Origin of the sequence: Kitasatospora hibisci (genome assembly GCF_043950205.1) — a bacterium.
Lineage (GTDB): Bacteria > Actinomycetota > Actinomycetes > Streptomycetales > Streptomycetaceae > Kitasatospora > Kitasatospora hibisci.
Genome location: NZ_CP171642.1, coordinates 727095 through 752472, shown reverse-complemented (window position 1 = coordinate 752472; position 25378 = coordinate 727095). Strand labels below are relative to the sequence as shown.

Here is a 25378-nt window from a genome sequence, read left to right as displayed (position 1 = left end):
GGGTGTGAACCTGGTTGCGGACGCGCGGCCCGCGGTGGCCGGAAGCCCGGTGAGCGGGGCACAGGCGGCGCACCCGGGCCCACCCCGCTCGCGGGCCGATCACGTACCCGTCGTGCTGCGCCGACCACCGGCCCAACCCGTCAGGAAGGAGCCCCCATGCACCCGGAGCCCCCCACCCCGGTGCCGGGCCCGCCCGGCTTCCTGCGCGGCTGGCTGGACGCGCTCGCGGTCGTCCTCGCCGGGCTCGTCACGATGGCCGCGGTGGCCGCGCTCGGGCTCTGGGCGGCCGGCGCCGACGCGCTGCCGGAGGGGGGTTTCCCCTTCGTGCTGGCCGCCACGCTGGCCCTCGCGGTCGGCGGTACGGTGAGCCTCGACGGCGGGGCCGGGTTCTTCGCCCAGGTGGACGCCGGGATCACTGCGATGCCGCTGTCGGTCGGGCTGGTCGGGGCGCTGGTCATGGTGGAGGTGTTCCTGCGCCAGCTGCGCTTCCGCGCGGTCGCGCACGGCGGCGAACTGCTCGGCCGGGTGGGCCGGACGGCGGCCGTCTGGGTGGTCGCCCTCGTCCTTCTGACGGTCGGCGCCGAGCACACCTTCGCCGTCCCGCTCGGCAACGACCTCGCCGAACAGATCGGCGGGCTCCTCGGGGTCGCCCCCGAGGTCGGTTTCCACGCCGAGGCGGCCACCACGATCGGCCTCGGACTGCTCTGGCTGCTGGTCGTCCTGGCGGCCGCCTTCGCGGTCTCCCGCCGGGCGCCGCTGCCGCGCTCCCTGGTGCCGTTCCAGCAGGCCGTCCGTCCGGCGGCCTTCGCGATGCTGCTGGTGCTGCTCGCGTACGTGGCGATCGGGCTGGTCGTCGGCCTGGTCACCGCCGCCGTCCACGGCAACGCCCGGGAGACGGCGGCGGTCCTGCTCCTGGCGCTGCCGAACCTGGTCTGGCTCGCCTTCGGGGTCGGCACGGGCGCGGAGTGGCACGGCCACCTGGTGGGCGCGGTCGGCCTGCCGGTACCCAAGCCGCTCGCCGAGGTGCTGCGGGCTCCGGACGGCCGGGAGGCCACCGTCAGCCTCGGCACCCTCGCCGAGCAGGACGGCCGGGCCTGGTGGCTGCTCCCGCTGGCGGCCGTCCTGCTGCTCGCCGCCGGCGTCCTCGCCGCCTACCGCGCGCCGCGCGGGGTGCGGCCGTGGCAGCACGCCGTCCGGCTGGCGGCCGCCGCGGCCGTGGCGATGCTGCTGGTGGGCGTCTGGACCAGGGTCCACGCCGAGTACGGGCTCTCGGTGCTGGGCGTCGGGGTGGGCGAGGGCGGTCTGGGCGACCTGCTCGGCTCGGTCCTCGGCGGGACCAACCCGCTGGCCGGCGTGGGCGGCGGCACGCTCGTGCTGGAGCCGCAGCTCTGGGTGGCCGTCCCGCTGGCGGCGGGCTGGGGCCTGGTGACGGGTTTCCTGGGCGGGCTGGTGGCGGCCCGGCTCGGCCGGCGCGGCGAGGTGGAGCCGCCCGCCGGCCCGTGAGCGGCCGGGACCGCCGTGCGCGGGCGGGGCGGCGCCCGTGCGGCGCCCACGGCGGCCCCGTCCGCGGGCGGCCGCTCAGTCGGCTCTACCTTCTGAGCTGGGTTGATCGAGCCACTCGTAAGGTTGGGTCGCCCAGGGGTGCTGGGTGTGGCTATCAGTCGGCTGCCGTCTCGTGGCTTTCGAGGCTTCGCCGCCCGGCACCCCACGACGACTCGGCCGCCGATTAGGAAGTGCGAGCAAGTCGCTGAGTAGAGCAATGCCGGCGAGGTCGTCCGTGGTACGAACAGAACGAACACGCACGTCAGGAGCACGATGAGCCGGATATGGGCGGGGATCGACAGTGGCAAGGGCCACCACCACGGCCTGGCCCTGGACACCGAGGGCAAGACCCTGCTGTCGCGGCGGGTCGCCAACGACGAGCCCGAGCTGCTGCAGCTGATCGGTGACGTCCTCGCCCTGGCCGACGGCCGTGAGGTGACCTGGGCGATCGACATGACCGGCGGCGAGCCGGCCCTGCTGCTGAGCCTGCTCGTCGCCCACGGCCAGGAGGTCCTGTACATCCCCGGCCGGCTGGTGAACCGGGCATCCGACGGCTACCGCGGCGAGGGCAAGACCGACGCCCGCGACGCCTACGTGATCGCCGACCAGGCCAGGATGCGCCGCGACCTGCAGCCCATTCGCCCCGGCGACGAGGCCGCGATCGAGCTCAAGCTGTTGACCGGCCGCCGGGCCGACCTGGTCGAGGACCGCACCCGCGCCGTCAACCGTCTGCGCGGCACCCTGCTGAGCATGTTCCCCGCCCTCGAAAGGGCCCTGGAGCTGACCAACACCGGACCACTCAAGCTGCTGACCGAGTACCAGACCCCGGCCGCGATCCGCCGCGTCGGCGTCACGCGGCTCACGAAGTGGCTGGCCAACCGCAAGGTTCGCAACGCCAGGGCCCTGGCCGAGACGGCCGTCGAGGCCGCCCAGCGCCAGCACACCTCCGTCCCCGGGGAGAAGACCATCGCCAGGCTGGTCCACACCCTGGCCGAGGGGGTGATGGCCCTCAACGAGCAGATCGCCGAGATGGACAAGCTCATCGAGGGCCGGTTTCGCGAGCACGAACTCGCCGAGGTAGTCGAGAGCGTCCCCGGCATCGGCACGGTGCTCGGTGCCGAGTTCCTGGCGGGGGTCGGCGGCAGCCTCGACAGCTTCGCGTCCCCGGACGCCCTGGCGGCGTTCGCCGGCGTTGCCCCCGCGCCCCGCGACTCGGGCAAGGTCAGCGGCAACCTGCACCGGCCGACCGCCTACCACCGCAGGCTCCAACGCGTCTTCTACACCTCGGCGTTGGTGAGCATTCGTTGCGATCCGAACTCGCGAGCGTTCTACGACCGCAAGCGCGCCGAGGGGAAGAAGCACGTCCAGGCCGTGATGGCCCTGGCCCGCCGACGCGTCAACGTCCTGTGGGCCCTCATCCGTGACCGGCGGTGCTACCAGGTCGCACTCCCGGTAACTGAAGCGGCTTGACAACGACATTAGGAAGCCACGAGGTGGGCGATGATGACCACCGCCGGCGGCACGGCCTGGGCGAGCGCCCCCCGCCAGACCCGGTGCTCGGAGGCGAAGAGAGTGATTCCGGCCGCGATCATGAAGGCGCTCACGAACAGGACCAGCGCGCGGCCCGTGGCCACTTCGTCCGTGTGCAGCGCCGCCACCCCCGCGCCGAGGCCGAGCGCCAGGTACAGGTTGTAGAAGCCCACGTTGAAGCGCCAGAGCCGGACTTCGGGCGCGTCCGCGGTGCTGCCGGTGAGCAGGTAGCGCACCCGCGGGTGCCCGTAGAGGAAGCTCTCCAGCGGCCAGACGATCACGTGGACTCCGGCGGCGATCAGGGCGAAGACCTGGCTGACGGCGTTCATGGGGGCTCCGCGTTCGGAAGGGCCGGAGGGCGGGAGGGGGAAGGGATGTGAGGGCAGGGGGAGGGGTTCGGGTCCTCGGGTCAGCGCGTCGGCGGGCTGACCACCGGGGCCGCCCAGGACGGTGGCTCGGGGACGTCCGGTGGCGCGGTCGGGCCGTGGGCCGCGACCACCTCGGTCCGCGGTCCGCCCCACTGCCAGGGCTCGGCGGGAGCGCGCCCCTCGCCAGCCGAGGCGACGATCGCGGCGCGCAGCCCGGCGACGAACGGCAGGCAGCCTTCGTACCGCTGTTCGGGTGACTTGGCGAGCGCACGGGCCACCGCCTCGTCCACGGCGTCGGACAGGTCGGGGCGGCGCTCGCGCAGGCTGGGCGGCGGGTCGTTGAGATGGGCCCAGAGCAACGCGAGGTCGCTCTCCCGGCGGAACGGCGGCTCCCCGGCCAGCATCTCGAAGACCACGCAGGCGAGGCTGTACTGGTCGCAGCGGCCGTCCAGCGGGCGGCCGGAGATCTGCTCCGGCGCCGCGTAGTCGAGCGTGCCGACGATCTGGCCGACGTTGGTCAGCCCGCTGAGCGAGAGCGACTTCTTGGTGAGGCCGAAGTCGGCCAGGTAGAGGTGTTCGGGGTGCTCGCTGTCGGTGCCGGCGGCGACCAGCACGTTGCCGGGCTTGACGTCCCGGTGGACCAGGTCGTGGGCGTGCGCGGCGTCCAGCGCGGAGGCGATCTGCAGGGCGAGCTGCGCCGCCCGCTCGACCTGGAACGGGCCGTCCCGCCTGATCAGGCCGCGCAGGTCGCCGCCTTCGACGTAGCGCATCGCGATGAACAGGATGCCGTCGGCCTCGCCCGCCTCGAAGACCGGGATGATGTGCGGGTGGTCGATCGCGGCGGCCGCCTCGGACTCGTGGATGAAGCGCTTGCGGAACACCTCGTTGCGGGCCAGCTCGGGGGCCAGCAGCTTGACCGCGACGGTCCGGCCCAGCCGCAGGTCCTTGGCCCGGTAGACGACGGCCATGCCGCCGCGGCCGATCTCGGACTCCAGCCGGTAGCCGGCCACCCGGCGGCCCACCTTGCCGGCGGGCAGGCTGGGGACGTCCTCGGTGGCGCGCTGCGGGCGGGGCGGCGGTCCGGAGGCGGCGGGCGGCGGTTCCGGGGGGCTCACGGTTCACCCGTCCGGGTCGGTTCGTACCCGCCCGGCGGGCCTGCGGGTCCGGCGGGCGGCGGGTGCGGGGCCGCCGGGGCGACGGGCGGGCGCGGGGTGGCGGGGCCGCCGGCCGAGCTCGGGTTGGAGCGCGGCCGGCCGGCGGCGGCGTAGGTCTGCAGCTGCAGCCCGTCGCAGTAGCACCAGCGGTCGTGGGCCGCGTCGAACACCCAGAGCGCCTCGCCGTCGACGACCAGCCCGATCCGCAGGCCGCGGGCCCGTTCCCGGAAGGTCTCCAGGTCGACCTGGCCGGCCGCGAGGTCCTCCAGCAGCGAGCGGTAGCGGGTGAGGGCGCCCTCGGCCTCGGCCAGTGTCGGCCGGGGGTCGGCGGTGCGGGCGGGGGGCGCGCCGGCGGCCGGCGGGGTGTCCGGGAGGGCGACCAGCAGCCGGCCGTCCACCCAGGTGGACCAGCCGTTGGAGCAGAGCACGTACGCCCAGTCGCCCCGGCGGTCGATCAGCCGGACCGGCAGCAGCGGGTCCAGCGGCGTCGACGGCTGCGACGGGTCCGGCGCCGACCAGGTGGCCATCCCGTCCGGCGCGGCGACGTGGGTCGGGCGGAACGCGAACTCGTCCATGGGCGGCTGCCTGTCTCCTGACTGCTTCGGCGGGGCCCGCCGCTCGCCGGGCCGCCTCCGTCGCTTCCGCGTACTCCGTCACTTCCGCATGATCGCGGGCTCCTGCCGGCGCAGCAGGGCCAGCACGGCGAGGCCCAGGGCCGCCGACAGGGCCACCAGCAGGCCCAGACAGCGCAGCCAGGTGGTGCGGTCCGGGCGGAACAGCGGGTCGGCGGTGATGGTGGTCGGGAAGACCGTGTGCAGGTCGATGCTCTGGGCCATGGCCGCCAGGCCCCAGCGGGACGGCACCAGCCAGGCGAACTGCTCCAGGCCGGGCACTCCGTACAGCTTCAGCATGGCGCCGCTGAAGACGATCTGCACCACCGCGAGGAGCACCAGCATCGGCATGGTGGCCTCCTCCTTGCGCACCAGTGCCGAGACCAGCAGGCCCAGCATCATCGCCGAGAAGGAGAGTGCCGCGACGGCGATGATCAGCTCGACCAGCGGCGGCAGCACCACCCCGCTCTGCAGCCGCACCCCGTTGGCCAGGACCGGGCTCAGCTGAACCCCGGCCAGGCCGACGGTGGTCAGCACGGCGGCCTGGACCACCGTGATCGTGCCCAGCACCACCACCTTGGAGACCAGGTACGCGGATCTGGACAGGCCGACCACCCGCTCGCGCTGGTAGATCGCCCGCTCCTTGACGATCTCGCGCACCGCGTTGGCGGAGCCGGTGAGCAGACCGCCGATGCAGAGGGTGAGGACGACGTTGATCGCGTTCTCGGAGGAGATCCGGGAGCCGGCCATGGCCCGGCACATGATGCCGATGATGAACGGCAGGGCGATCATCACGGTGAGGAAGAGCCGGTCGGCGGCCAGCACGGAGGTGTACCGCCGCACCAGGGTGGTGAGCTGGGCGAACCAGCCCTGCGGCTTCTCCGGGCCGATCGGGCTGCGGGCGGCCCGGGCCGGTCCCACCGCGGGGACGGGCGCCGGGACCGCTGCGGGCGGCAGCGCGGCGCCGGCCACGTACCGCTCGTGGAGCGGGGACTCGCGGAACCGCCGCTGCCAGCCGGCGTGGTCCTCGTTCTCGAACGCCTCGAAGGCCTCGGGCCACTCGGAGAAGCCGAAGAACGGCAGGGCCTCGTCCGGTGGGCCGTAGTAGGCGACCCGGCCGCCGGGCGCCAGCACCAGCAGCCGGTCGCAGACGTCCAGGCTCAGCACGCTGTGGGTGACCACGACCACCGTCCGGCCGTCGTCGGCGAGGCCGCGCAGCATCTGCATCACCGAGCGCTCCATGCCCGGGTCCAGGCCGGAGGTGGGCTCGTCGAGGAAGAGCAGCGACGGCTTGGTGAGGAGCTCCAGCGCCACGCTGACGCGCTTGCGCTGGCCGCCGGAGAGGCTGGAGATCACCTGGTCGGTGCGGGCGTCCAGGCCGAGTTCGTGGATCACCTCGTTGACCCGGGCCTCGCGCTCCTCCCGGGCGGTGTCGCCGGGGAACCTCAGCTCGGCGGCGTAGGAGAGCGCGCGGCGGACGGTGAGCTCCTTGTGGAGGATGTCGTCCTGCGGCACCAGTCCGATCCGGCGGCGCAGCTCGGCGTAGTCGCGGTAGAGGTCGCGCCCGTCGTACAGGACGGTGCCCTCGTCGGCGGGGCGCAGCCCGGTGAGCGCGTTGAGCAGGGTGGACTTGCCCGCGCCGCTGGGGCCGGCGACCGCGAGCAGGGCCTTCTCGGCGAGCGGGAAGCCCACGTCGTCCAGCAGCACCCGGTGGTCGGGGCCGACCCGGACCACCAGGCCTTGGACGTGCAGGGAGATCTCGCCGGTGTCGGTGTACTCGACCAGCTCGTCGCCGGACAGGCAGAGGGCGGCGTGGCCGATGCCGATGATGTCGGCGGGGCCGACCGCCGCCCGCTCCACCGGCCGACCGTTGAGGTAGGTGCCGTTGTGGCTGGACAGGTCGACGATCTCGTGGCCGCCGTCCGGCAGGGTGCGCAGCTCGGCGTGGTGGCGGGAGACCACCAGGTCGTCCAGGACGAGGTCGTTGTCGCCGGCCCGGCCGATGCGCACCGTGCGGCCCGGGAGCCGGATCACGGCGCTGGGCTGGCGGAAGACCCCGGAGGCCTGCGGGGCGATCAGCGAGGGCCGCTCGCCGGGCGCGGGGGCCGGCAGGCCGGCGAAGGTCGCGGACGGTCCGTCGGCCGCGTCGCCGAACCGCAGCCGGGTGCCGGGGCCGACGTCCTCGTGCTGGATCCGGCGGCCGTCGGTGAAGGTGCCGTTGGTGCTGCCGACGTCGTCGAGCAGCCAGTGGCCGTCGTCGGCGCGGAGCACGGCGTGGTGCCAGGAGACCCGGGGGTCGTCGAGGACGATCTCGCTCGTCGGGTCGCGGCCGACGTGGTACGCCCGGCGCGGATCGATCAGCTGCGAGTCCGTGTCGGTGACGAGAACCAGGGGCGGCGCGGTCGACGCGCCTGCGCGGTCTCCCATGCCTCGGATTCTAGTCCGGCCGGGCAGACCTGGCCGGTCCGACGGACCGGGACCGGGTGGGTCGGCTGCCCGGGCGGGTAAGGAAATTGGACTGGACCACTGGATCCGGCTCGGCGTGCTGCCCTATCGTTCGGGGTGCCGCCCCCGGGACGAGGGGAGCTGCGCACCACTCACCGCGAGCCCCCGGGACGGACCCATGAGCCTCTGGCCGCAGTTGCGCGAATCCCGGCTCGTCCGGGCCGGCCGGGCCTCCGGGGCGGTGCTGCGTTGCGGGCTGATGGACACCATGCTCGCCGACCTCTCGGTCTCCGTCGTCCTCTGCTACGAACAGACGCTGGACGAGGACCGGCTCGCCGCCGGCCTCGCCCGCGCGCTGGAACGGGTCCCGGTGTTCGGCGGCCGGCTCTGCACCGAGGCCGGCGCGCTGACCGCCGTCTGCGACGACTCCGGTGTGCCGATGAACAGTTACGACGTCGACGGCACGCTCGCCGAGGCGATGGGTCGGGTCGGCGCGGCCGGTGCGCAGCTGGTCGACCCGGTGGACGCCCCGGCTGCCCGGACCGGCGGGGCGCCGCTGCTCACCGTCCGCATCACCCGCCCCTCGGCCGGCGGTACGGTGCTCGGCTGCTCCTGGCACCACGCCGTCGGCGACCTGCACAGCTTCATGCTGCTGCTGCGCGCCTGGTCCGCCGCCGTGGAGGGCGAGGAGCTGCCCGAGGCCGAACTGGTCGCGGACCAGGACGCCCTGCTGGACAAGGTGCTTCCCGCCGGGGACTGCGGCCGCCCCGGGTTCCGGTTGCCCGGCCCGGCCGAGGCCGCCGCGCTGGCCCGGGAGGTGGCGGCCGGACCGCGCGCCAACCGGACCGTCCAGATCCACTTCGGTGACGCCGAACTCGCGAGGATGCGAGAGCGGTTCACCGCCGAGGCGGGCCGGCGGATCTCCACCGGTGACGCACTCTGCGCCCATGTCGTCCACACCATAAGGGAGTTGGACGGCGACACGGAGGCGCGCGGGCTGACCGTCCCGGTCAACGTCCGCCGCCCGCTCGGCCTTCCCCCGGCCCTGGTCGGCAATCTGCTCAGCGAGATCCACCTCACCCAGCGCCCCGAGGCCGGACCGGCCGCGCTGGCCGCCGAACTGCGTTCTGCGGTTGAGGAGTTCACCGCCGACCACCTCAACCTCCGTGCCAACCTGAGCTTCCTGGAGGCCCTTGGCCGGGACCGGCTCGGCGCGTGCGTGCCGCTGGGATTCGACCCGGAGCGCAAGCGGTTCAGCTTCTCCAACTGGAGCCGGTTCGGCGCCTACCGGGTGGCCTTCCAGGGGTGGCGCCCGGTGTTCTTCAGCCCCGCCGCCAACTACCCGCTGCCATGGGTGTCCTGGACCGTCGAGGGCTTCCACGGCGCCGGGCTGCTCACCACGGTGGTACTGCCGGCGCGGCTGGCCGCCCGGCTGCGCGGCGCCGCGGGGCGCGCGGCGCTGCACCGCTTCCGGGATGCGGCGGACCGCCTGCCCGCCGTGGCCGCCGCCGTGCCGAAGGTGCTCTGACCCGAATCCGCAGGTAGTGGCCGACGGTCCGTCAGTTGATCTCTGTGCTGGCCGTTGGCCCGGGTTCAGGGTTTCCGGGTAGGCCGACGGTCCGGCTGTCGTGCCGGGTGGACGGCTTTCCAGGGCGGGGATGGGTGGTTCGGGCCGGTAGGGGCGGTAGGTCAGGTGGCCGTCAGGTGCCGGTGGGCTCGAATCCGGGCCAGCGTGTTGGCGATCAGCTCGCGGGCTTCGGCGGTGAAGTGGAGTTCGTGGCGGCGGGCGGTCGTGGTCCAGCGGGCGGCGCGGCGGATCAGCAGCCGTCGCACGGTGGCGATGCGGCGGCGGGCCCGGCCGATCGGGGCGAGCGTCTGCAGCCAGGCGGTGAGGTTGTAGGCCAGCAGCGCGCCCCACATCCACATGCTGTTGACGGCGTGGGAGCCGGACGGCAGGTGGTTGAGTCCGGCTCCGTGCGCGGTGTCGCGGAACAGTTCCTCGATCCTGGTGCGGCGGCGGAACTCCCACTCCGCCACCGCGACCTCCTCGTCCAGGTCCAACGGCTCGTTGGTGGCGATGAACGAGTAGGCGTATGCCTGTTCCTCCAGGCCTTCCAGGACCAGGGCGAGCTGGTCCTTGCCGACGGTGCGCGAGCGGCGCGAGCGCGGGTCGGCGGACAGTTCGGCGGCGTCGTAGCGCACCCGTCGCGCGATCACCCGGGTGCCTTCGGGCCAGCCGGGTGGCGCGTAGTCCAACAGTGCGACCTGCGCGGCCGGGTAGTCCAGGGCGTCGATCCAGTCGTCGACGTGCACGGCGGCCACCGCCCGCCACAGCGGTCGGCTTCGCGGTACGGCAAGCCTGAACAGCGCCCGGCGGGCGACGATCTTCTCGGCGACCCTCCCCGCGTAGTAGCCCGTATCGCCCTGGATCAGGATCTGCCCGGTGGCTCCGGCCGTGCGCACGGCGTCCACGGCCCGGTCGATCTGGGCAGGGGCGACGGTGCGGCCGTCCGAGCGGCCGTCGAGGAGATCGGCGGCCAGGACGGTGCCGGCCTGGGCCCAGTGCGCGGCGTGCACCCGCCCCGAGACCTCGCCCTTGTAGGAGCGGACGACCCGTTCCTTGCGGGTGGAGAACACCTCGACGTCCTTGGCGTCCAGGTCGATAGTGACCGACCCGGACAGGATCGGGGCCCGATCCCTGGCCGGCAGCGCGGCGAGCGCGCGGGCGGTGACCTTGGCGCACGCGGTCTCGATGCCCTCGCGCTGCACCTGGCCGAAGCGTGCCGCCAAGGTGGCGGCGGTGGTCGCGGCCGGGAGTGGCGCGGGCAGCAGCCCCTCGCCCACCACGTCCGCGCGCAGCCGGTCGAAGCCGACCAGGTGGTCCTCGCCGGTCAGCTGAACCACCGCCGTTGCCAGCGCAAACTCCCCACCCGACAGGCCCCGATCACGTACCTTGACCGGCCCGATCCCGGCGTCAAGAGCGGCCGTGACCCCCAGCACCCGGTCCAGCTCGGCCACCAGCACCAGGCCGCCGTTCTCGGTCAGCGACCCGTCCACCCCACCCACCCGAGCGTCCAACCTGGTCCAGCGCCCGCCGGAGGTGCGGGAGGCGGTACGACGACGCGATATCTTCTTCACCAGACAGGTGTCCTTGCAGGTTGAGTGGTTAGGCGTAGAGAACCTCGATCATCTCAAACCAGCACGGGCACCTGTCGCCGTATCAGCCCGACGTACGCCGCACTACCTGCGGATTCGGGTCTGACGGCGGGCCGGGCACACGGGAGGGGGCGGCCGGTGCGGCCACCCCCTCGCCGTTCCCGCCAAGGCGTCAGGGCCGGGCGTCAGGGGCGGGGGTCAGGGGCGGGGGTCAGGCCGGGAAGGCCTCCTCGATCGCCGTCCAGAGCCGCACCCGGGCCTGCAGGGCGAGCCGGACGGTCTCCGCGCAGGCCGCCCACTTGGCCTCGTCCTCGCCGTTGAGGTCGATCAGCATCTGCATCGCCATCGGGGTGTGCTGCTCACCGTCGACCTCGATGTGCCGGGCCAGGTAGTCCTTGAAGACGGTGAGCGCGCCGTCCGGGTCCTCGATCCGGATCACCTGGGCGAACATGTCCGGGATGAGGTCCTCGCGGCCGAACGCGAAGGCGGCCGCGCGGCAGTGCACCGGTGCGTTCTCGATGATCTCCCAGGTGGTGGCGGTGAAGTCGACGGCGGCCTGCGGCACCCCGGCGGCCTTCAGTGCCTCCGGCACCGATGTGCCCGCGCCCAGCAGTGCGAGGAACTCCTCGACCGGGCCCGGATCGGCACCGGCCTGCCGCATGCCCTCGACGTAGAGCTCGAAGTGGCTGGTGAACCCCTCGCCCAGCTCGTCGCTCTCCTCGACCAGCACGATCTCGTTGATCAGCCGGCGGCTGGCGGTCGGCCCGTTCGGAACCCACGGGACGTCGACGCAGGTCAGTTCGCGCTGCAGGCTCTTCAGCAGTGACATGAAGTCCCAGACGGCGAAGACGTGCCGGTCCAGGAAGGTGCGCACGCGCTCGATGCTGGTGAGCCCGCCGTACACGGTGTGGGTAACGACTTCGCGGCGGAGCGGTTCGATCGCCTGTTGCAGGCCGGTCAGGCCGGGGTGCGAACGGTCCCAGTGGTAACGGTTGGTGGACATGTGAAGCTCCTTCACGTGGGGAACCGGATTCTGACACGAGATACACATGAAGCAAAGGGGTTGCGTAGTAACCGAGTTACTTCACGACGGCCCGAAGGGCTCGGCGCAACTGCTCCCGGCCGGGTTGGAGGGCGCGGTCGAGCAACGGGGCGAACGGCAGTACCGCACCGTCCGGGCGGGTGACCCGGCGGGGAGGGGCGATGAGCCGCATCCCCTCGGCCGCGGTGGCCAGCACCTCGGCGCCGATGCCGCAGCTGCGGTTCGAGTCGTCGACCACCACCAGGCGGCCGGTGCGCTCCAGCGAGGCGGCGAGGGCCGCCCAGTCGAACGGGTGCAGGGTGCGCGGGTCGAACACCTCGACCGAGATCTCGTCGGCGAGATCCTCGGCCGCCGCCAGCGCGTCGTGTACCAGGTGACCGACCGCGACCAGCGTGACGTCGGTGCCCGACCGGTGCACCCGGGCCGAGCCGAGCGGGACCGGCGCGAGCTCCCAGGTGACGGTCTCGCGCACCGCCAGGGCGGCGGCCGGGGCGAACAGCACCACCGGGTCGGGGTCGCGGACGGCCGACCGGAGCAGGCCGTAGGCGTCCGTCGGGGTGGCGGGCACCACGGTCTTCACCCCGGCGTGTGCGAACAGGCTGTACGGGTGGTCCGAGTGCTGGCCCGCCCAGCCGTCCCGGGAGCCCGAGCCCGGGACCAGGCAGGTCAGCGGGACGCCCGCCTGACCGCCGGTCATCAGCGAGAACTTGTGTGCCTGGTTGACGAGTTGCTCGAAGACGAGGAAGAGCAGCGAGGGGATCTGGAACTCCAGCACCGGGCGGCGGCCGGACAGGGCGGCGCCGATCGCCATCGAGGTGAAGGCCTGTTCGGAGAGCGGGGTGTCCACGATCCGCCCGGGCCCGAAGCGCTCCAGCAGGCCGAGGGTCGGGCCGGCCATCCCGGCACCGACGTCCTCGCCGAAGACGCACACCGCGGGGTCCGCCGCGAGCTCGTCGGCGAGCGCCCGGTTGAGCGCCTTGGTGTAGGAGAGCCTCATGCGCCCGCCTCGCTTCGCTCGGCAGGGGCATGCGCCCAGCCGCCCCTTCCGATGACTCGCTCGCTGCGCTCGCTCATGCGCCCGCCTCGCTTCGCTCGGCAGGGGCATGCGCCCAGCCGCCCCTTCCGACGACTCGCTCGCTGCGCTCGCTCATGCGCCCGCCCCCGCCCGCGGGCACAGCCCGTCCGCGTACAGGTACGCGGACGCGCCGTCCGGGTCCGGGTGGTCGGAGGCGAGTGCGAACCGCTCGGCCGCCGCGAGCTCGGCCGCCACCTCGGTGTCCAGTGCACCGGCCTCGGCCGGCCCGATCGCGGCGGCGGCGCGCGGCAGCGGGTCGCGCTCGCGCCAGGCGGCCACCTCCTCCGCGGTGCGGTAGTGCAGCTTCATCCGGCGCTCCATGGTGTGGTGGCCCTCGAAGCGGTAGGTGCGGCACTCCAGGAAACCGGGGCCCCCGCCGGCGCGGGCCCGGGCCACCGCCTCCTCGGCGGCGGCCCGGACGGCCTCGGTGTCCATCCCGTCGACCGCGACCGCCGGGATCCCGAAGGCGGCGGCCCGGCCCAGAGCGCTGCCGGCGACCGCGCTCGCGGCGGGCAGGGTGGTGGCGTAGCCGTTGTTCTCGCAGACGAACACCACCGGCAGCCGCCACATCGCGGCCAGGTTCAACGACTCCAGCAGCACGCCCTGGTTGAGCGCGCCGTCGCCGAAGAAGGAGACCGCCACCCCGTCGTCGCGGGCCTGCCGGGCCGCCCAGGCGGCGCCGACCGCGATCGGCGCGCCGGCGCCGACGATGCCGTTGGCGCCCAGGATGCCCAGGGAGAGGTCGGCGGCGTGCATCGAGCCGCCCCGGCCCTTGTTCAACCCGCCTACCCGGCCAGCCAGTTCGGCGAGCAGTCGGTGCGGTGCGGCGCCCCTGGCGAGGACGTGACCGTGGCCGCGGTGGGTGGAGGTGAGCCGGTCTGCAGGCCCGAGCGCGGCGCAGACGCCGACCGCGACGGCCTCCTGCCCGATGTACGGGTGGATGCCGCCGGTGATCACCCCGCTCCGGACCAGACCGAGTGCCGACTCCTCGAAGCCGCGGATCAGGCGCAGCATCCGGTACCGCTGCCCGGGGGTACCGAGGGGTGCGATCGCGGCCGGCTGCGCGGGGCCGGCCGCCGACTCCGCGGTCGTCACAGGGCTCCCCGCCAGACCGTCGGGCAGATCTCCGGGTCGGCGTAGTCGGGCCGGCCGTCGGGTGTGCGCCGGACCACCACGTCGTGGTTGTAGACCACCGGGCTGCCGTCCGGCCGGGTGTGGCCGCGGTACTCGTTGCCGCCGTCCTGCAGGTGCAGCGAGACGGCGCGGCGCGGGGCGGCGGCGAGGTTGGGGCCGCTGCCGTGGTACGTCCGGCAGTGGTGGAAGCTGACGTGCCCACGCGGGATCAGCATCGGGACCTTGCGGACCTCCTGGCCGTTGAAGCGGGCGTTCGCCGCAAGGATCTCCTCCAGCTCGGAGCGGTCGCGACGGGCGAAGTGCCGGGTGGAGTCCTCGCCGGAGTCCAGCTCCCGCCAGCGGTGGCTGCCGTCGACCATGGTGATGGTGCCGTTCTCCTCGCGGCAGTCGTGGAACGGCAGGAACGCGGTGAGCATCCGCTCGGAGCTGGAGGTCTGCCAGTAGTGCTTGTCGAAGTGCCAGGGCACCCGGTTGGTGGGCTCCTCGGGCACCGGGGGCTTGTAGATCAGGGTGGCCTGGAACACCCGGATCTCCGCCGCGCCGGAGAGCAGCGCGGCGACCGCCCCGAGCAGCGGCTTGCGCAGGATCGCGCCGATCGCGTCGCTCTCGTAGTGCACGTAGTCGTTGTGCCGCTGGACGGACCCGTGCGCGGGCTCCCAGGAGGCGAGGTTCGGCGGGCGGACGGGCAGCTCGCGGTCGCGGTGGCCCTCGTAGTACCTCTCGGTGGCGGCCTGCAGGGTGTCCAGTTCCTCGTCACCGAAGAGCCGGCCGGAGAGGTACCAGCCGTGCTCCTGGTAGCCGGCCACCTCCTCGGGGGTGGGTAGCAGCGCGTGCTCGGCCTCGGTGAGGTGGAACGCGGTCGCGGTGGTCACGGGTGGGGCCTCCTGTTCTGGTCGCGGCGTCCGGTCGGCGGTGCGGACCGGAGTCACTGGTCGGGTCGTGGTCGGGGTGGTCAGACGGAGGCGGCGGCGCGCTGCCGTTCGACGGCCTCGTAGAGGGCCTTGATGTTGGCGGTCCCGAAGGTGCCCGCGCCCTGGCGCTCGATCAGCTCCAGGAAGAACGTCCGGCGCGGGTGGGTGGAGCGGGCGAAGATCTGGAAGAGCTGGCCACCGTGGTCCTGGTCGACCAGGACGTCCAGCTCACGCAGCGTCCCGACCGGGATGGCGGTGCCGCCGAGCCGTTCGGCCAGCGCGTCGTAGTAGGCGCCCGGTGTGGTGAGGAACTCGACGCCGCGGGCGCGGCCGGCCCGGACGGCGGCGGCGATGTCGGCGGTGCGGAAGGCCAGGTGCTGGACGCCGGCGCCGTCGTGGTCGGCCAGGAAGGTGTCGATCTGGCCGGGCCGGCGGGTGGTGTCCGGCTCGATGAGCGTGAAGGTGACCTCCCCGGAGGCGCTCTGGACCACGCTTGAGTCCATCGCCTGCTCGCCGACCTCGATGTACTCGCCGAAGATCCGGTGCAGGCCGAGGGCCGCCTCGCAGAATCTGACGGCGGGGGCCAGCTCGCCGGCCGGGACGCAGATCGCCGCGTGGTCAAGGGCCTCCAGCAGCGCGCCGGCGGGCTGGGGGGCGGTGGCCCGTCCCGCCGCCTTCCCGGCGGTCGACCCGGGGGCGGCCGCTGCTCCGGCCCGTGCTCCGGCTCCCGCGGCGGCCCGCTCCGGCTGGGAGACGAACCGCAGGGCCAGGTCGCCGAAGCCGGCCACCAGCCCGCCGGCCCGGTCCAGCACGACGGCGCCGTGCCGCTCCGCGCGCTCCAGCGAGGCCCGCGGGTCGGTGCAGCCGAGGGCGATCACCGCGACGCCGTCGCCGTGCCGGGCCGCGTACCGGGCCACCGGGTGGGCCGGGTCGGCGGCCGAGTGGAAGTGCAGCCGGATGGAACCCTGGCGCAGCCGGACGGTGCGCAGGCCGTCCGGCTGCGGGACGCCGGGCTCCACGGTGAAGCCGTGGTCGGCACCGAGGCCGGCCGCGGTCAGGTCGGCGTCCGCGCAGTGGAACTCGACATGGGTGATGGACTGGATGGACAACGGGATCTCCCCGGGTGGCGTGGGACGGGTGGCCGGGTGTGGCGGCGCCGGACCGGCGCGGGATCCGGGCCCGGCAGGGGCGTCGGAAGGCCCTAGCGGTCGGACCGGGTGGACGCCGGGCCGAAGACCAGGCTGAGGTTGTGGCCGCCGAAGGCGAAGGCGTTGCTGAGCGCGGCCCGCAGCGGCGCGGACCGGGCTGCGCCGCGCACGTGGTCGAGTGCGCAGGCCGGGTCGGGGTCGGTGAGGTTGACCGTGGGCGGCAGCGTCCCCCGGGCCACCGCCAGTGCGGTGACCGCTGCCTCCAACGCCCCTGCGGCGCCGAGCAGATGACCGGTGGCGCCCTTGGTGGAGCTGACCGCGGGGCCGTGCTCCCCGAAGACGGCGCGTAGCGCGGCGGTCTCGGCGCTGTCGCCGAGCCTGGTGCCGGTGCCGTGGGCGTTGACGTAGCCGATGTCGGCGGGTGTCAGACCCGCGTTGGCGAGGGCGGCCCGCATCGCGTCGGCCGCGCCCGCCCCGTCCGGACGGGGCATGGTGGGGTGGTGGGCGTCGGTGGAGGCGCCCCATCCGGTCAGGTCGGCGTAGCCGGCCGCGCCGCGGGCGTCGGCGTGCCCGGCGCGTTCCAGTACCAGTACGGCGCTGCCCTCACCGAGCACGAAGCCGTTGCGGCGGGCGTCGAAGGGGCGGCTGGCCTGCGCCGGATCCGCCCAACCCGAGGAGAGTGCACGGGCGTTGGTGAAAGCGGCGGCGACGGTCGGGTGCAGCGAGGACTCGCTTCCGCCGCACACCACCACGTCGGCGTCGCCGGCCCGGACCAGCCGCAGGCCCTCCGCGACGGCTTGGGCTCCGGCCGCACAGGCGGTCACGATCGCCGAACTGAAGCCGCGGATACCGTGTTTGATGGCGACCCGGGCGGTGGCCATGTTCGAGAGCATGCCGGGCAGCAGGTACGGGCTGACGCCGGGGCGGCCGCGCTCCAGCCGACGGTGCGACTGCTGCTCGAAGGTCTCCAGCCCGCCCCCGCCGGTGGCCAGGACCACCGCGGTGCGGTGCGGGTCGGCGTCGCGGCCCACCACCAGTCCGGCGTCGGCGAGCGCGTCGTCGGCCGCGGCCAGGGCGAGCAGCACGAAGCGGTCCACGCACCGGGCCTCGGTCGGCGGCAGCACCTCGCGGCCGTCCACCGGCGGCGCGATGCCGGCGGCGGTGAGCCACCCGTGTGCGGCGTGCTCCTCGGGCAGCGCGCGGATGCCGGAGCGGCCGGCGGCGAGGGCTTCGAAGACCTCGGCCGGCTTGCGGCCGACCGGCGTGACCAGGCCGATGCCGGTGACGACGGCGCCCGGCCGCCCGGTGGTGCGTGCACGGGTGCTCGCGTGCAGGCCGGTCATCGGGCGGCCGCCGCCGCGTCGAGGTGGCGCCGGCGCAGCAGCACCTTGCGGACCTTGCCGGTCGGTCCGAGCGGAATGTCGTCGCCGCCCACCACCAGCACCCGGCGGACGGTGGCCGCGACGGCCGCGTCGACGGCGGCGGTGACGGCCTCGGTGCGGTCGGCCGCCGGGTCGGCGTCCGCGCTCAGGACCAGCAGCACATCGGTGACGACCTGCTCGCCGTCACGCACCGCCACGACCGTGCAGTCGGCCACGTCGGGGCAGGCGGTCAGCACGCGCTCCTCCGACATGGCGGTGAACAGCCTTTTGCCGTCTCCGAGTTCGACCGAGTCCACGGCGCGGTCGACGTGGTAGTAGTAGCCCTCCTCGTCCCGGTACATCAGGTCGCCGGTGAGGAAGCGGCCGCGGATCCTGGTCCGGAAGGTGGTGACCGAGTCGTTCCAGTAGCCGAGTGCCAGGGTGGGGGAGGCGGTGGCGAGTTCGCCGACCTCGCCGGGACCGAGCGGTTCGCCGTCCGGGCCGACCACCTCGCAGTCGACGAAGGCGTGCGGGCGGCCCACGCAGCGGCCGTACCGCTCGGTGCCGGGGCCGTGGGTGATGAAGAAGTGCGAGTGGCCCATCTCGGTGGAGCCGAGGCCGTCGACGAAGAGCGAACCGGGCGCGCGGACCCGGCCCTGGCGGGTGACGGACTCCCGGCTGCCGGTGGCGATCAGGCGGCGGATGTGCGCCTCGTGGGCGCAGTCGCCCGTGTTCCACCAGAGCGCGACGGATTCCAACTCCCGCCTGGAGAGGTCGTGGTGGGCCAGCTCGGCCCAGGTGGCGGCGAAACCGACCACGCCGCTGGGCCGCCAGCTCTCGATCGCGTCCAGGACGCCGGCTCCCGACTGCGCCGACAGCACGGCGAGTTCGGTGTGGGAGCTGAGGGCCAGGTTGACCGCGATCAGGGTGGCGGCGTGCGGGGCGGGCAGGGCGCTGAGCATCCGCTGCTGGCCCTGCGGGCGGGGCAGCCGCAGCCGGTGGCGGATCGCCGCGTACAGGCTTGCGTGCGAGTGGACCACGGCCTTGGGCATGCCGGTGGTGCCGGAGGAATGGGTGATCGCCACCGGGTCGCCGGACCAGTGCCGGTAGGGCGCCGGGGCGCCGTCCGGGTCGCCCGCGCCGAGGGAGGAGATCTCCGGGAGGACGGGGGCGCCGGGGTCGTGGTCGGCCAGCGCGGCCAGGTGCGCGGCGTCGGCGAGGATGCCGACCGGGCGGAGCCCGGCGACGTAGCGGGCGGCGCGCTCGCCGTCGACGTTGGGGTTGAGCAGCGCCGGGACGGCGCCGAGCCGGGCGAGCGCGAGGAAGGTCAGCACGTGGTCGGCGGCGTCCGTGGCGTAGACCGCCACCGGGTCGCGGCGGGTGATGCCGAGCGCGTGCAGGGCCGCGGCCCGGGCCCTGACGGAGCGGTCGAGCTCGCGCAGGGTGAAGGGCTGCCAGGCGGGGTGGTCGTCCACCGGGGTGTCGAAGGTCAGCAGTGGTTCGTCCAGTCCGAGGCCCAGGGCCAGTCGGCCGGTCAGGACGTTGCCGGCGCCGACGTCCGGGTCGTCCGCGAGAAGGGTGCGGATACTGCGGTTGTTCACGGTGGTTGATCCCTCCCATGGTGCTGGGCGTGCTGCGGTGGGACGCGGCGTGTGGGGCCGCTCGCGCCTGGGTGCGGCGGGTGGCGGGGTGTGCGGGTGGTCGGTGGGGGCGCGGGTCCGGGCGGTCAGCCCGTGGTGACCAGGACGGCCACGGCCCGGTCGGCGCCGGTCCGGCCGGTCCCGGTGGTGGGCCCGGCGTCCCGGGCACGGTCGGCGCCGGTGCCGCTGTCGGCCCCGGGCGCCGGTGGGGTGCCCGCCGCGGGCCCCCCGGCGGGTTCGCCCTGTTCGGCGGCGATGACCAGGACGTGGTCGGCGTCGCCGTCCGTCAGGAGCAGCGCCGCCAGGTCCAGGGCGTCCTGGGGCACCCGCCCGGGCGACGACCCGGCCGGACTGATCGCCACCACGGGGCCGGTGAGGCCCCAGCGGGCCGCGATGTGGCCGAGGACGGCGTTGGGGTTGGACTGGAAGAAGAGCAGCGGCGGCACCCGGCGCCCGGAGGCGGCGGCCTCGTCGATGGCGCGCGCGGTGGCGCGGTCGCCGCCCGCGCTGGCCAGCAGCAGTGCGGTCCGGCCCGGGGCGGGGGCGGTGCCGTGGTGGGCGCGCAGGCAGCGTTCGGCGGTCTCGGCCACCAGGGGATTGAACGAGGAGGCGGAGAAGCCCGGTACGGGGGGCAGTGCGTCGGGCCGGCCCGGTGCGGTCCGGTCGGGGTCCGGCCAGTGGGCCTCGGCGAGGATGCGCAGCGCGGTCACGGGGCGGCCACCAGGAGCGCGGTGTTGGCGCCGCCGAACGCGGAGTTGAGGGTGAGCGCGTGGTGCGGCCGGGCGGCGCGCGGGCCGTCCAGGACGAGGTCGAGCCCGAGCTCCGGGTCCGGCCCGAGCCAGCCGGCGTTCACGGGCAGCCGGCCGTCGCGCAACGCCGCGATGGTGACGGCGAGTTCGAGCAGGGCCGAGGCCTCCAGGGCGTGGCCGTGGACGGCTTTGCTGGAACTGACCGGCAGCCGGGCGACGTGCGCTCCGAATACCCGGCGCAGCGCGCCGGCCTCGGCCCGGTCGGCCAACGGGGAGCCGGTCCCGTTGGCGTTGACGTAGCCGATGTCCGAAGGCTCGACCCCGGCCCGGGCCAGGGCGGCCTCGATGGCCCGGGCCGCGCCGTCGCCCTCCGGGTCGGGGCGGCAGACGTGGTGGGCGTCGCCGGCCCGGCCCCAACCGGCCAGCCGGGCCAGCACGGGCGCACCGCGCCGTGCGGCGGCCGGCTCGGCCTCGACGACCACGGCGGCCGCCGCGTCGCCGAGCAGCGTGCCGGTGCGGCCCGCGCTGAAAGGGCGCAGCACGCCGTCGCGGGCGAGGGCCCGGCCGGCGTCGAATGCGGCGAAGACGCCCGGCTCGACCAGGTGTCCGGCCACGACCAGGACGCGCCGGTGCCGTCCGGTCGCGACCGACGCGGCGGCGTCGGCGACCGCGGTGCCGGCCGCCACGCAGGCGCCGGTGTAGACCCGGGTGACGCCGGCGGCGCCCCACCCGGCCGACACACCGGCGGCGACGGCCGCGGCGACCTCCCGGGTGCGCAGGCCGCTGTGGAGGGCGAGCAGCACCGGCAGGGCGGCGCCCCCGCCCGCGCCGTCGGCGGTGTTCGGGCCGGTGGGCAGGCCGGCCTGGCGGCAGGCCTGGTCCACCGCGGCGAGGACGGCGTCGGAGAGTGGCAGCTGCCCGGGCAGCAGCGCGGCGCGGGTGGTGCGGCGCGCGGACACGTCGAACCGGTCCACCGCGCTGAAGGCGGCCCTGCCGTGGGCGGTGGCCTCGGCGAGCGCGCCGAGTCCGGCGCCGGCCGCGCTGAGCACGCCGACCCCGGTCACCACGGGCCGGACGGCGGGCGGGGCGTGGCCGGTCATGGCTGCGCGGCCCCGGACGTCGCGGCGGCGGCCGCCGCGGTGGCACCGGCGGCCAGCACGGCCGCCCGGAGCACCTCGGCCGCGGTCTCGACGGTCCGGACGGCCTCGAACTGCTCGTCGTCGAGGTCCAGCTGGACGCCGTAGCGCTGCTCGAACTCGGCTATCAGCCAGGTGAGTTCGAGGGATCCGAGCTCCTCGGGGACATCCTCGGCGGCGCGCTGCCCGAACGCCGCGAGGATCGTCCGGACCTCGGCCCGGTCGGGGAGGACGGGGCTGGTCACGCGGCGCTGCCCGAGGCGGCGGCGGTGGCGGCGATACGCGCGGCGACGTCGGCGGTGAACTCGTCCAGCGTCATCATCGCGGTGCTCTCCATCTCGTCCATGTCGAACTTGACGCCGAACTCGTCCTCGACCTGCACCGAGAGGTCGGCGAGGGCGAGCGATTCGAGGTCGAGCCCGGCCGGGCCGAGGTCGGTGTCGCCGGTGACCTCGGAGACGTCGTACTGCATCTCGGTGAGGGCGGCGAGGACGAACGCGCGGATGCGGTCCTGCATGGTCTGCTCCTAGGGCCGCGCACGTGCGGTGTGCGCGGTGATCGTCGGGGGTGGGGCGGGTCCGGTGCTGGGGGAGGGCGGTTCGGGCGGAAGGCGGGTCAGCCGGTGGCCGCGCGCAGCGCCGCCGGGTCGCGCAGTAGCTTGCCGGTGGCCGTGCGCGGCAGTCGGGTCAGGAAGGCGAGCCGGCGGGGCCGCTTGTAGGCGGCGAGCTGCCGGGTCAGTCCGTCCCGGACGAGGTCCTGGTCCGCGCCCTCCTCGGTGGCCAGGTAGGCCTCGATGGCGCCCTCGTCGAAGACCACCACGGCCTCGCGGACCCGCGGCAGGGCGGTGAGGACCTGCTCGACCTCGGTGAGGTCCACCTTGAGGCCGCCGATCGAGACCTGCGAGTCCCGGCGACCGAGGACGGTGACCCGTCCGGTGGCCTCGTCCAGCCGGGCGGCGTCCCGGGTGTGCAGCCAGCCGTCCGACCAGCGGGTCGGGTCGTCCAGCCCCGGGTAGGGAGAGGCGGCGGTGCGGATCTGCAACTCGCCCTGCACCAGCCGGATCTCCATCCCGGTGACCGGCTGCTTCGCCGGGTGCAGGGTGCCGTCGAGGTCGGTGGCGATGACGCCGAGCTCGGTCATCCCGTACATGGTGCCGAGCGGGACGCCGTACGCGGCGACGAAGGCGGCGGGCAGGCCCGGCCGGACCAGTTCCCCGGCCACCACCATCCGGCGCAGCCTCGGCAGCGGCGGGGGTACGGCCGCGCCGGCCAGCAGTTCGGCGTGGAAGGGCACACCGATCACGGTGGTCGGGCGCTGCTCCTCCTCCGCGACGGCGGCGAGGATGCCCGCGGCCGTCATCCGTTCCGGCACGGTCAGCGGGGCCCGGGCGTGCAGGCTGTTCAGCAGTCCGCCGACCAGGCCGAGCACGTGCACCACCGAGGAGAGCAGGACGACCCGCTCGCCCTCCCCGGGGAACCCCGCCAGCTGCCGGTAGCAGCCGAGTTCGCGCAGGAGGTCGCCGGTGGTGCGCGCGATGACCTTGGCCGGGCCGGTGGACCCGGAGCTGAGCTGGACCAGCGCGTGGCCGGTCCGGGCCGGTCGGCCGTCCGGCAGCCGGACGGCGACCGGGTCGGCGTCGGCGAAGCCGCGCAGCGCCGCCGACGGCCGGTGGGCGGACCCCACCAGCACCTGTGGAGCCAGCTGTTCGACCGCGAGCTCGATCTCGTGGTCGGTCAGCCGGTGGTCCAGCAGGGCCACCTGAGCTCGCAGTTGCCAGCACGCCAGGAGCGCCGCGACGAAGCCCAGGGAGGGTGGCAGCCGCAGGGCCGCGGTACCGCCGGGGCCCAGGCCGGCCGCGGCCAGCCGCTCGATCTGCTCGTCGACCAGGGCGCGCAGCGCGCCGCGGTCGACGGGGGTGCCCAGTCGCAGGCACTCCTCGCCCACGGGACCGGCCAGCAGGAACCGTTCGACCCAGCCGTCGGGGGCGTCGGAGTGCGGCGGCGAAGAAGGCGGAAGCGGAGAAGGGGAAATGCCGGTCAACGCCACTCCACACAGTGAGGAGATTTGTCATGGACGCCGTTCACAGGAAACGGCCAATTCCGTTGCCAGACCTTTGCACAGACGATTGGTCAAATCAAGGTCTATACCAATGTGGTCCGAACCTCCTACGCTGCCGAGCCGGGACTGGTCCGAGCGCGGCCGTCCGGGAGCGAGGATGCCCGTGGGACCACTCACGCTGGCCGGGATCGAGCGCGCTGCGCGCGCCCAACTTCCGCCGGAAATATGGGACTTCATCGAGGGCGGGAGTGGGGCGGAACGCACCCTCGCCGGGAACCGGGAAATGTTCGGCCACTATGCACTGCGGCCGCGCACGCTCGTCGACGTCTCGGCCTGCGCGACCGGCACCGCGCTCCTCGGCGCCGAGCTCGGACTGCCGGTCGGAATCGCCCCGATGGCCTACCACCGTCTGGTCCACCCGGACGGCGAGACCGCGACCGCCCGGGCGGCCGGCCGGGCGGGCGCTCTCCTGGTCGCGGGAATCTTCGCCAGCCGCACCCTGGAGGCCATCGCGGCCGAGGCCACCGGGCCGCTCTGGCTGCAGCTCTACTGGCTGCGCCGCCGCGACGCGCTCGCCGCGCTGGTCGAACGCGCCGAGGCGGCCGGCTTCGCCGCGCTGATGCTCACCGTGGACGCCCCGCGGATCGGGCACCGCCTGCGCGACCTGCGCAACGGTTTCGCCGTCCCGCCGGAGATCCGCGCGGTCAACCTCGACCCGGCGTTGATGGCCGCCAGCCACCGGGCCGGCGCCGGCTCCTCCGGCATCGCCGGGCATGCGTTGGAGCAGTTCGACCCCAGCCTGACCTGGGCGGACCTCGCCTGGCTACGCGAGCGCACCGCCCTGCCGCTGGTCCTCAAGGGCATCCTGACCGCCGAGGACGCCCGGCTGGCCGCCGAGCACGGAGCCGATGCCGTGGTGGTCTCCAACCACGGCGGCCGCCAGCTGGACGGCGCGCTGCCCGCGTTGGCCGCCCTCCCGGAAGTGGCCGCGGCCGTCCCGCCGGACCTGCCGGTACTGCTCGACGGCGGGGTCCGCACCGGCGCCGACATCGCCGTCGCCCTCGCCCTCGGCGCCCGCGCGGTGCTGGTCGGCCGCCCGGTGCTCTGGGGACTGGCCACCGGGGGTGCGGACGGCGTGGCCGACGTCCTCGCACTGCTCCGGGCCGAACTGGAACACACCCTGGCCCTGTTGGGGCGCCCGACCCCGGCCGACCTCGACCGCACCGTGCTGGCGCCGTGGCCGGTGCACCGCCCGGACGCCGGCGTGTGCGGCCCGTAGCCGTGCAGTACTCCGACCGCAGGCCGGCACGGCACTGCCCGCCCGATCCTGCGACGGCACCCCCACGTTCCAGGGAGGTCGCCCGTACGGGCCGGCCGCACCGCGGGACCCGCCCGCGCACCCGACCCGCACCCGCCCGCGCACCCGACCCGCACCCGCACCCGCGCACCAGGGCCCCGACCCGGCGCGGTACACCCGACCGAGAGAGCACCGACATGACGAAGCAGGACGCCTTCCCCGGCTGGGACTGGGACGACCCCGAGGGCCTCGCCACCCGCCTCGACGGGATCAGCGCCCGGGTCGCCACCTGCAAGACCCTCGAACCGGCCGACCGCCTCCCGCACAGCCACGCCGACTTCCGGGAACTCGGCCTCACCGGAATCGAGTTCGCGGCCTTCCGCACCGCCCACCCGAGCGGCCTCGGCACCGACCTGACCGCCCTGCGCAGCCCCGACGCCACCACCGAACCCGGCACCCTCTACCGCGTGGACGGCGACCGCTGGTTCACCCAGCTCGACATCGCGCGGCCGCTTCCCTTCGCCGACGCGAGCGTCGACTGGGTCTACGCCGAGCACCTGATCGAGCACGTCACCCTGCCGGTCGCGACCGGCTGGCTGCGCGAGGCCCGGCGGGTGCTGCGCCCCGGCGGCGTGCTGCGACTGACCACCCCCGACCTCGCCCGCTACCTGGTCGGCTACGCCACCGGCGACGGCTTCCTCGCCCGGCACCGCCGCCGTCTCACCACCATGGGCTTCGGCCCGCCGATGCCGCAGCGCCCGGCCTTCCTGGTCAACCAGATCTTCCGGTACTACGGCCACCACTGGATCTACGATCTGGACGAGCTGCGCCACGTGCTCGCCCTGGCCGGCTTCGAGCCCGAGCGGATCCGCCGCTGTGGCTACCGCCGGGGAGCCCGCGCCGACGTCGCCGATCTCGACACGGCCTTCCGCAGCGACGAGACCGTCTACGTCGAGGCCGACCGCTAGGCCCCGTCGCCCGGTACGACCACCCGAACGCCCGGGCGACCCCGGGCGACCCG

General features: G+C 74.6%; 22 protein-coding genes. 5 read left to right on the top strand and 17 right to left on the bottom strand.

The window, feature by feature from the left end; genetic code table 11:
* Positions 1-156: 156 nt before the first annotated feature.
* Entirely contained in the window at positions 157-1503 is a 1347-nt protein-coding gene (locus tag ACF9IK_RS03485; RefSeq protein WP_395292761.1) for a streptophobe family protein, read from the top strand.
* Positions 1504-1815: 312 nt separating this feature from the next.
* Positions 1816-3012, top strand: coding sequence for an IS110 family transposase (locus tag ACF9IK_RS03480; protein ID WP_395292760.1), 1197 nt, complete (start codon positions 1816-1818; stop codon positions 3010-3012).
* A gap of 8 nt (positions 3013-3020) precedes the next feature.
* Here the strand turns inward: ACF9IK_RS03480 and ACF9IK_RS03475 are convergent, their stop codons facing one another.
* From ACF9IK_RS03475 to ACF9IK_RS03460, 4 genes are all read right to left on the bottom strand, one after another.
* Positions 3021-3401: a DUF1304 domain-containing protein gene (locus tag ACF9IK_RS03475; RefSeq protein WP_395292759.1), complete on the bottom strand. Its 381-nt coding sequence runs from the start codon at positions 3399-3401 to the stop codon at positions 3021-3023.
* 80 nt (positions 3402-3481) lie between these two features.
* Positions 3482-4555 carry a serine/threonine-protein kinase gene (locus ACF9IK_RS03470; RefSeq protein WP_395292758.1) on the bottom strand — a complete coding sequence of 358 codons (1074 nt, stop codon included), beginning with the start codon at positions 4553-4555 and terminating at the stop codon, positions 3482-3484.
* Positions 4552-5169 (bottom strand): hypothetical protein, encoded by a 618-nt coding sequence (locus ACF9IK_RS03465; protein ID WP_395292757.1) that lies wholly within the window; start codon positions 5167-5169, stop codon positions 4552-4554. The genes ACF9IK_RS03470 and ACF9IK_RS03465 overlap by 4 nt, the downstream gene beginning before the upstream one ends.
* Positions 5170-5247: 78 nt before the next feature.
* Positions 5248-7632: an FHA domain-containing protein gene (locus ACF9IK_RS03460; RefSeq protein ID WP_395292756.1), complete on the bottom strand. Its 2385-nt coding sequence runs from the start codon at positions 7630-7632 to the stop codon at positions 5248-5250.
* A 196-nt stretch (positions 7633-7828) separates the two neighbouring features.
* Here ACF9IK_RS03460 and ACF9IK_RS03455 point away from each other — a divergent pair, with 196 nt between their 5' ends.
* Entirely contained in the window at positions 7829-9178 is a 1350-nt protein-coding gene (locus tag ACF9IK_RS03455; RefSeq protein WP_395292755.1) for an acyltransferase, read from the top strand.
* A 161-nt stretch (positions 9179-9339) separates the two neighbouring features.
* On the opposite strand, the gene ACF9IK_RS03450 is transcribed toward ACF9IK_RS03455, so the two are convergent.
* The 13 genes from ACF9IK_RS03450 to ACF9IK_RS03390 form a co-directional block, all read right to left on the bottom strand.
* A complete protein-coding gene (locus ACF9IK_RS03450) occupies positions 9340-10788 on the bottom strand; it encodes an IS1380 family transposase (RefSeq protein WP_395292754.1) in 1449 nt (482 codons plus the stop codon).
* A 229-nt stretch (positions 10789-11017) separates the two neighbouring features.
* Positions 11018-11809, bottom strand: a complete 792-nt coding sequence (locus ACF9IK_RS03445; RefSeq protein WP_395292753.1) for a DUF3050 domain-containing protein — start codon at positions 11807-11809, stop codon at positions 11018-11020.
* Between the two features lie 76 nt (positions 11810-11885).
* Positions 11886-12845, bottom strand: a complete 960-nt coding sequence (locus ACF9IK_RS03440) for an alpha-ketoacid dehydrogenase subunit beta (RefSeq protein ID WP_395292752.1) — start codon at positions 12843-12845, stop codon at positions 11886-11888.
* Between the two features lie 150 nt (positions 12846-12995).
* Positions 12996-14018, bottom strand: a complete 1023-nt coding sequence (locus ACF9IK_RS03435) for a thiamine pyrophosphate-dependent dehydrogenase E1 component subunit alpha (RefSeq protein ID WP_395292751.1) — start codon at positions 14016-14018, stop codon at positions 12996-12998.
* Positions 14015-14929, bottom strand: a complete 915-nt coding sequence (locus tag ACF9IK_RS03430) for a phytanoyl-CoA dioxygenase family protein (RefSeq protein WP_395292750.1) — start codon at positions 14927-14929, stop codon at positions 14015-14017. Before ACF9IK_RS03430 ends, ACF9IK_RS03435 begins: the two co-directional genes overlap by 4 nt.
* An 80-nt stretch (positions 14930-15009) precedes the next feature.
* Positions 15010-16077: a 4-hydroxyphenylpyruvate dioxygenase gene (hppD, locus tag ACF9IK_RS03425; protein WP_395292749.1), complete on the bottom strand. Its 1068-nt coding sequence runs from the start codon at positions 16075-16077 to the stop codon at positions 15010-15012.
* Positions 16078-16169: 92 nt separating this feature from the next.
* Positions 16170-17459, bottom strand: coding sequence for a beta-ketoacyl-[acyl-carrier-protein] synthase family protein (locus tag ACF9IK_RS03420; protein WP_395292748.1), 1290 nt, complete (start codon positions 17457-17459; stop codon positions 16170-16172).
* Positions 17456-19078, bottom strand: a complete 1623-nt coding sequence (locus tag ACF9IK_RS03415; RefSeq protein WP_395292747.1) for a class I adenylate-forming enzyme family protein — start codon at positions 19076-19078, stop codon at positions 17456-17458. Before ACF9IK_RS03415 ends, ACF9IK_RS03420 begins: the two co-directional genes overlap by 4 nt.
* Before the next feature lie 125 nt (positions 19079-19203).
* Entirely contained in the window at positions 19204-19827 is a 624-nt protein-coding gene (locus tag ACF9IK_RS03410; protein WP_395292746.1) for a beta-ketoacyl synthase N-terminal-like domain-containing protein, read from the bottom strand.
* Positions 19824-20966, bottom strand: a complete 1143-nt coding sequence (locus ACF9IK_RS03405; protein WP_395292745.1) for a beta-ketoacyl synthase N-terminal-like domain-containing protein — start codon at positions 20964-20966, stop codon at positions 19824-19826. Before ACF9IK_RS03405 ends, ACF9IK_RS03410 begins: the two co-directional genes overlap by 4 nt.
* Positions 20963-21247, bottom strand: a complete 285-nt coding sequence (locus ACF9IK_RS03400; protein WP_395292744.1) for an acyl carrier protein — start codon at positions 21245-21247, stop codon at positions 20963-20965. Before ACF9IK_RS03400 ends, ACF9IK_RS03405 begins: the two co-directional genes overlap by 4 nt.
* The gene (locus ACF9IK_RS03395; protein ID WP_395292743.1) at positions 21244-21519 is read right to left on the bottom strand and encodes a phosphopantetheine-binding protein; all 276 of its coding nucleotides are present in this window, start codon (positions 21517-21519) and stop codon (positions 21244-21246) included. The genes ACF9IK_RS03400 and ACF9IK_RS03395 overlap by 4 nt, the downstream gene beginning before the upstream one ends.
* 98 nt (positions 21520-21617) lie before the next feature.
* Positions 21618-23048: a class I adenylate-forming enzyme family protein gene (locus ACF9IK_RS03390; protein WP_395292742.1), complete on the bottom strand. Its 1431-nt coding sequence runs from the start codon at positions 23046-23048 to the stop codon at positions 21618-21620.
* 169 nt (positions 23049-23217) lie between these two features.
* On the opposite strand from ACF9IK_RS03390, the gene ACF9IK_RS03385 reads away from it, so the two are divergent.
* Positions 23218-24339, top strand: a complete 1122-nt coding sequence (locus tag ACF9IK_RS03385; RefSeq protein WP_395292741.1) for an alpha-hydroxy acid oxidase — start codon at positions 23218-23220, stop codon at positions 24337-24339.
* Positions 24340-24554: 215 nt separating this feature from the next.
* Complete coding sequence (locus ACF9IK_RS03380) at positions 24555-25325, top strand: class I SAM-dependent methyltransferase (protein ID WP_395292740.1); 771 nt, start codon at positions 24555-24557, stop codon at positions 25323-25325.
* The last annotated feature ends 53 nt before the right edge of the window (positions 25326-25378 follow it).

Bases quoted from the DNA above. Each gene is read 5' to 3' on its own strand.
- ACF9IK_RS03440 (WP_395292752.1), bottom strand. From the start codon at position 12,845: ATGAGGCTCTCCTACACCAAGGCGCTCAACCGGGCGCTCGCCGACGAG.
- ACF9IK_RS03460 (WP_395292756.1), bottom strand. From the start codon at position 7,632: ATGGGAGACCGCGCAGGCGCGTCGACCGCGCCGCCCCTGGTTCTCGTC.
- ACF9IK_RS03420 (WP_395292748.1), bottom strand. From the start codon at position 17,459: ATGACCGGCCTGCACGCGAGCACCCGTGCACGCACCACCGGGCGGCCG.
- ACF9IK_RS03475 (WP_395292759.1), bottom strand. From the start codon at position 3,401: ATGAACGCCGTCAGCCAGGTCTTCGCCCTGATCGCCGCCGGAGTCCAC.
- ACF9IK_RS03455 (WP_395292755.1), top strand. From the start codon at position 7,829: ATGAGCCTCTGGCCGCAGTTGCGCGAATCCCGGCTCGTCCGGGCCGGC.
- ACF9IK_RS03405 (WP_395292745.1), bottom strand. From the start codon at position 20,966: ATGACCGGCCACGCCCCGCCCGCCGTCCGGCCCGTGGTGACCGGGGTC.
- ACF9IK_RS03480 (WP_395292760.1), top strand. From the start codon at position 1,816: ATGAGCCGGATATGGGCGGGGATCGACAGTGGCAAGGGCCACCACCAC.
- ACF9IK_RS03380 (WP_395292740.1), top strand. From the start codon at position 24,555: ATGACGAAGCAGGACGCCTTCCCCGGCTGGGACTGGGACGACCCCGAG.
- ACF9IK_RS03465 (WP_395292757.1), bottom strand. From the start codon at position 5,169: ATGGACGAGTTCGCGTTCCGCCCGACCCACGTCGCCGCGCCGGACGGG.
- ACF9IK_RS03395 (WP_395292743.1), bottom strand. From the start codon at position 21,519: ATGCAGGACCGCATCCGCGCGTTCGTCCTCGCCGCCCTCACCGAGATG.
- ACF9IK_RS03445 (WP_395292753.1), bottom strand. From the start codon at position 11,809: ATGTCCACCAACCGTTACCACTGGGACCGTTCGCACCCCGGCCTGACC.
- ACF9IK_RS03485 (WP_395292761.1), top strand. From the start codon at position 157: ATGCACCCGGAGCCCCCCACCCCGGTGCCGGGCCCGCCCGGCTTCCTG.
- ACF9IK_RS03385 (WP_395292741.1), top strand. From the start codon at position 23,218: ATGCCCGTGGGACCACTCACGCTGGCCGGGATCGAGCGCGCTGCGCGC.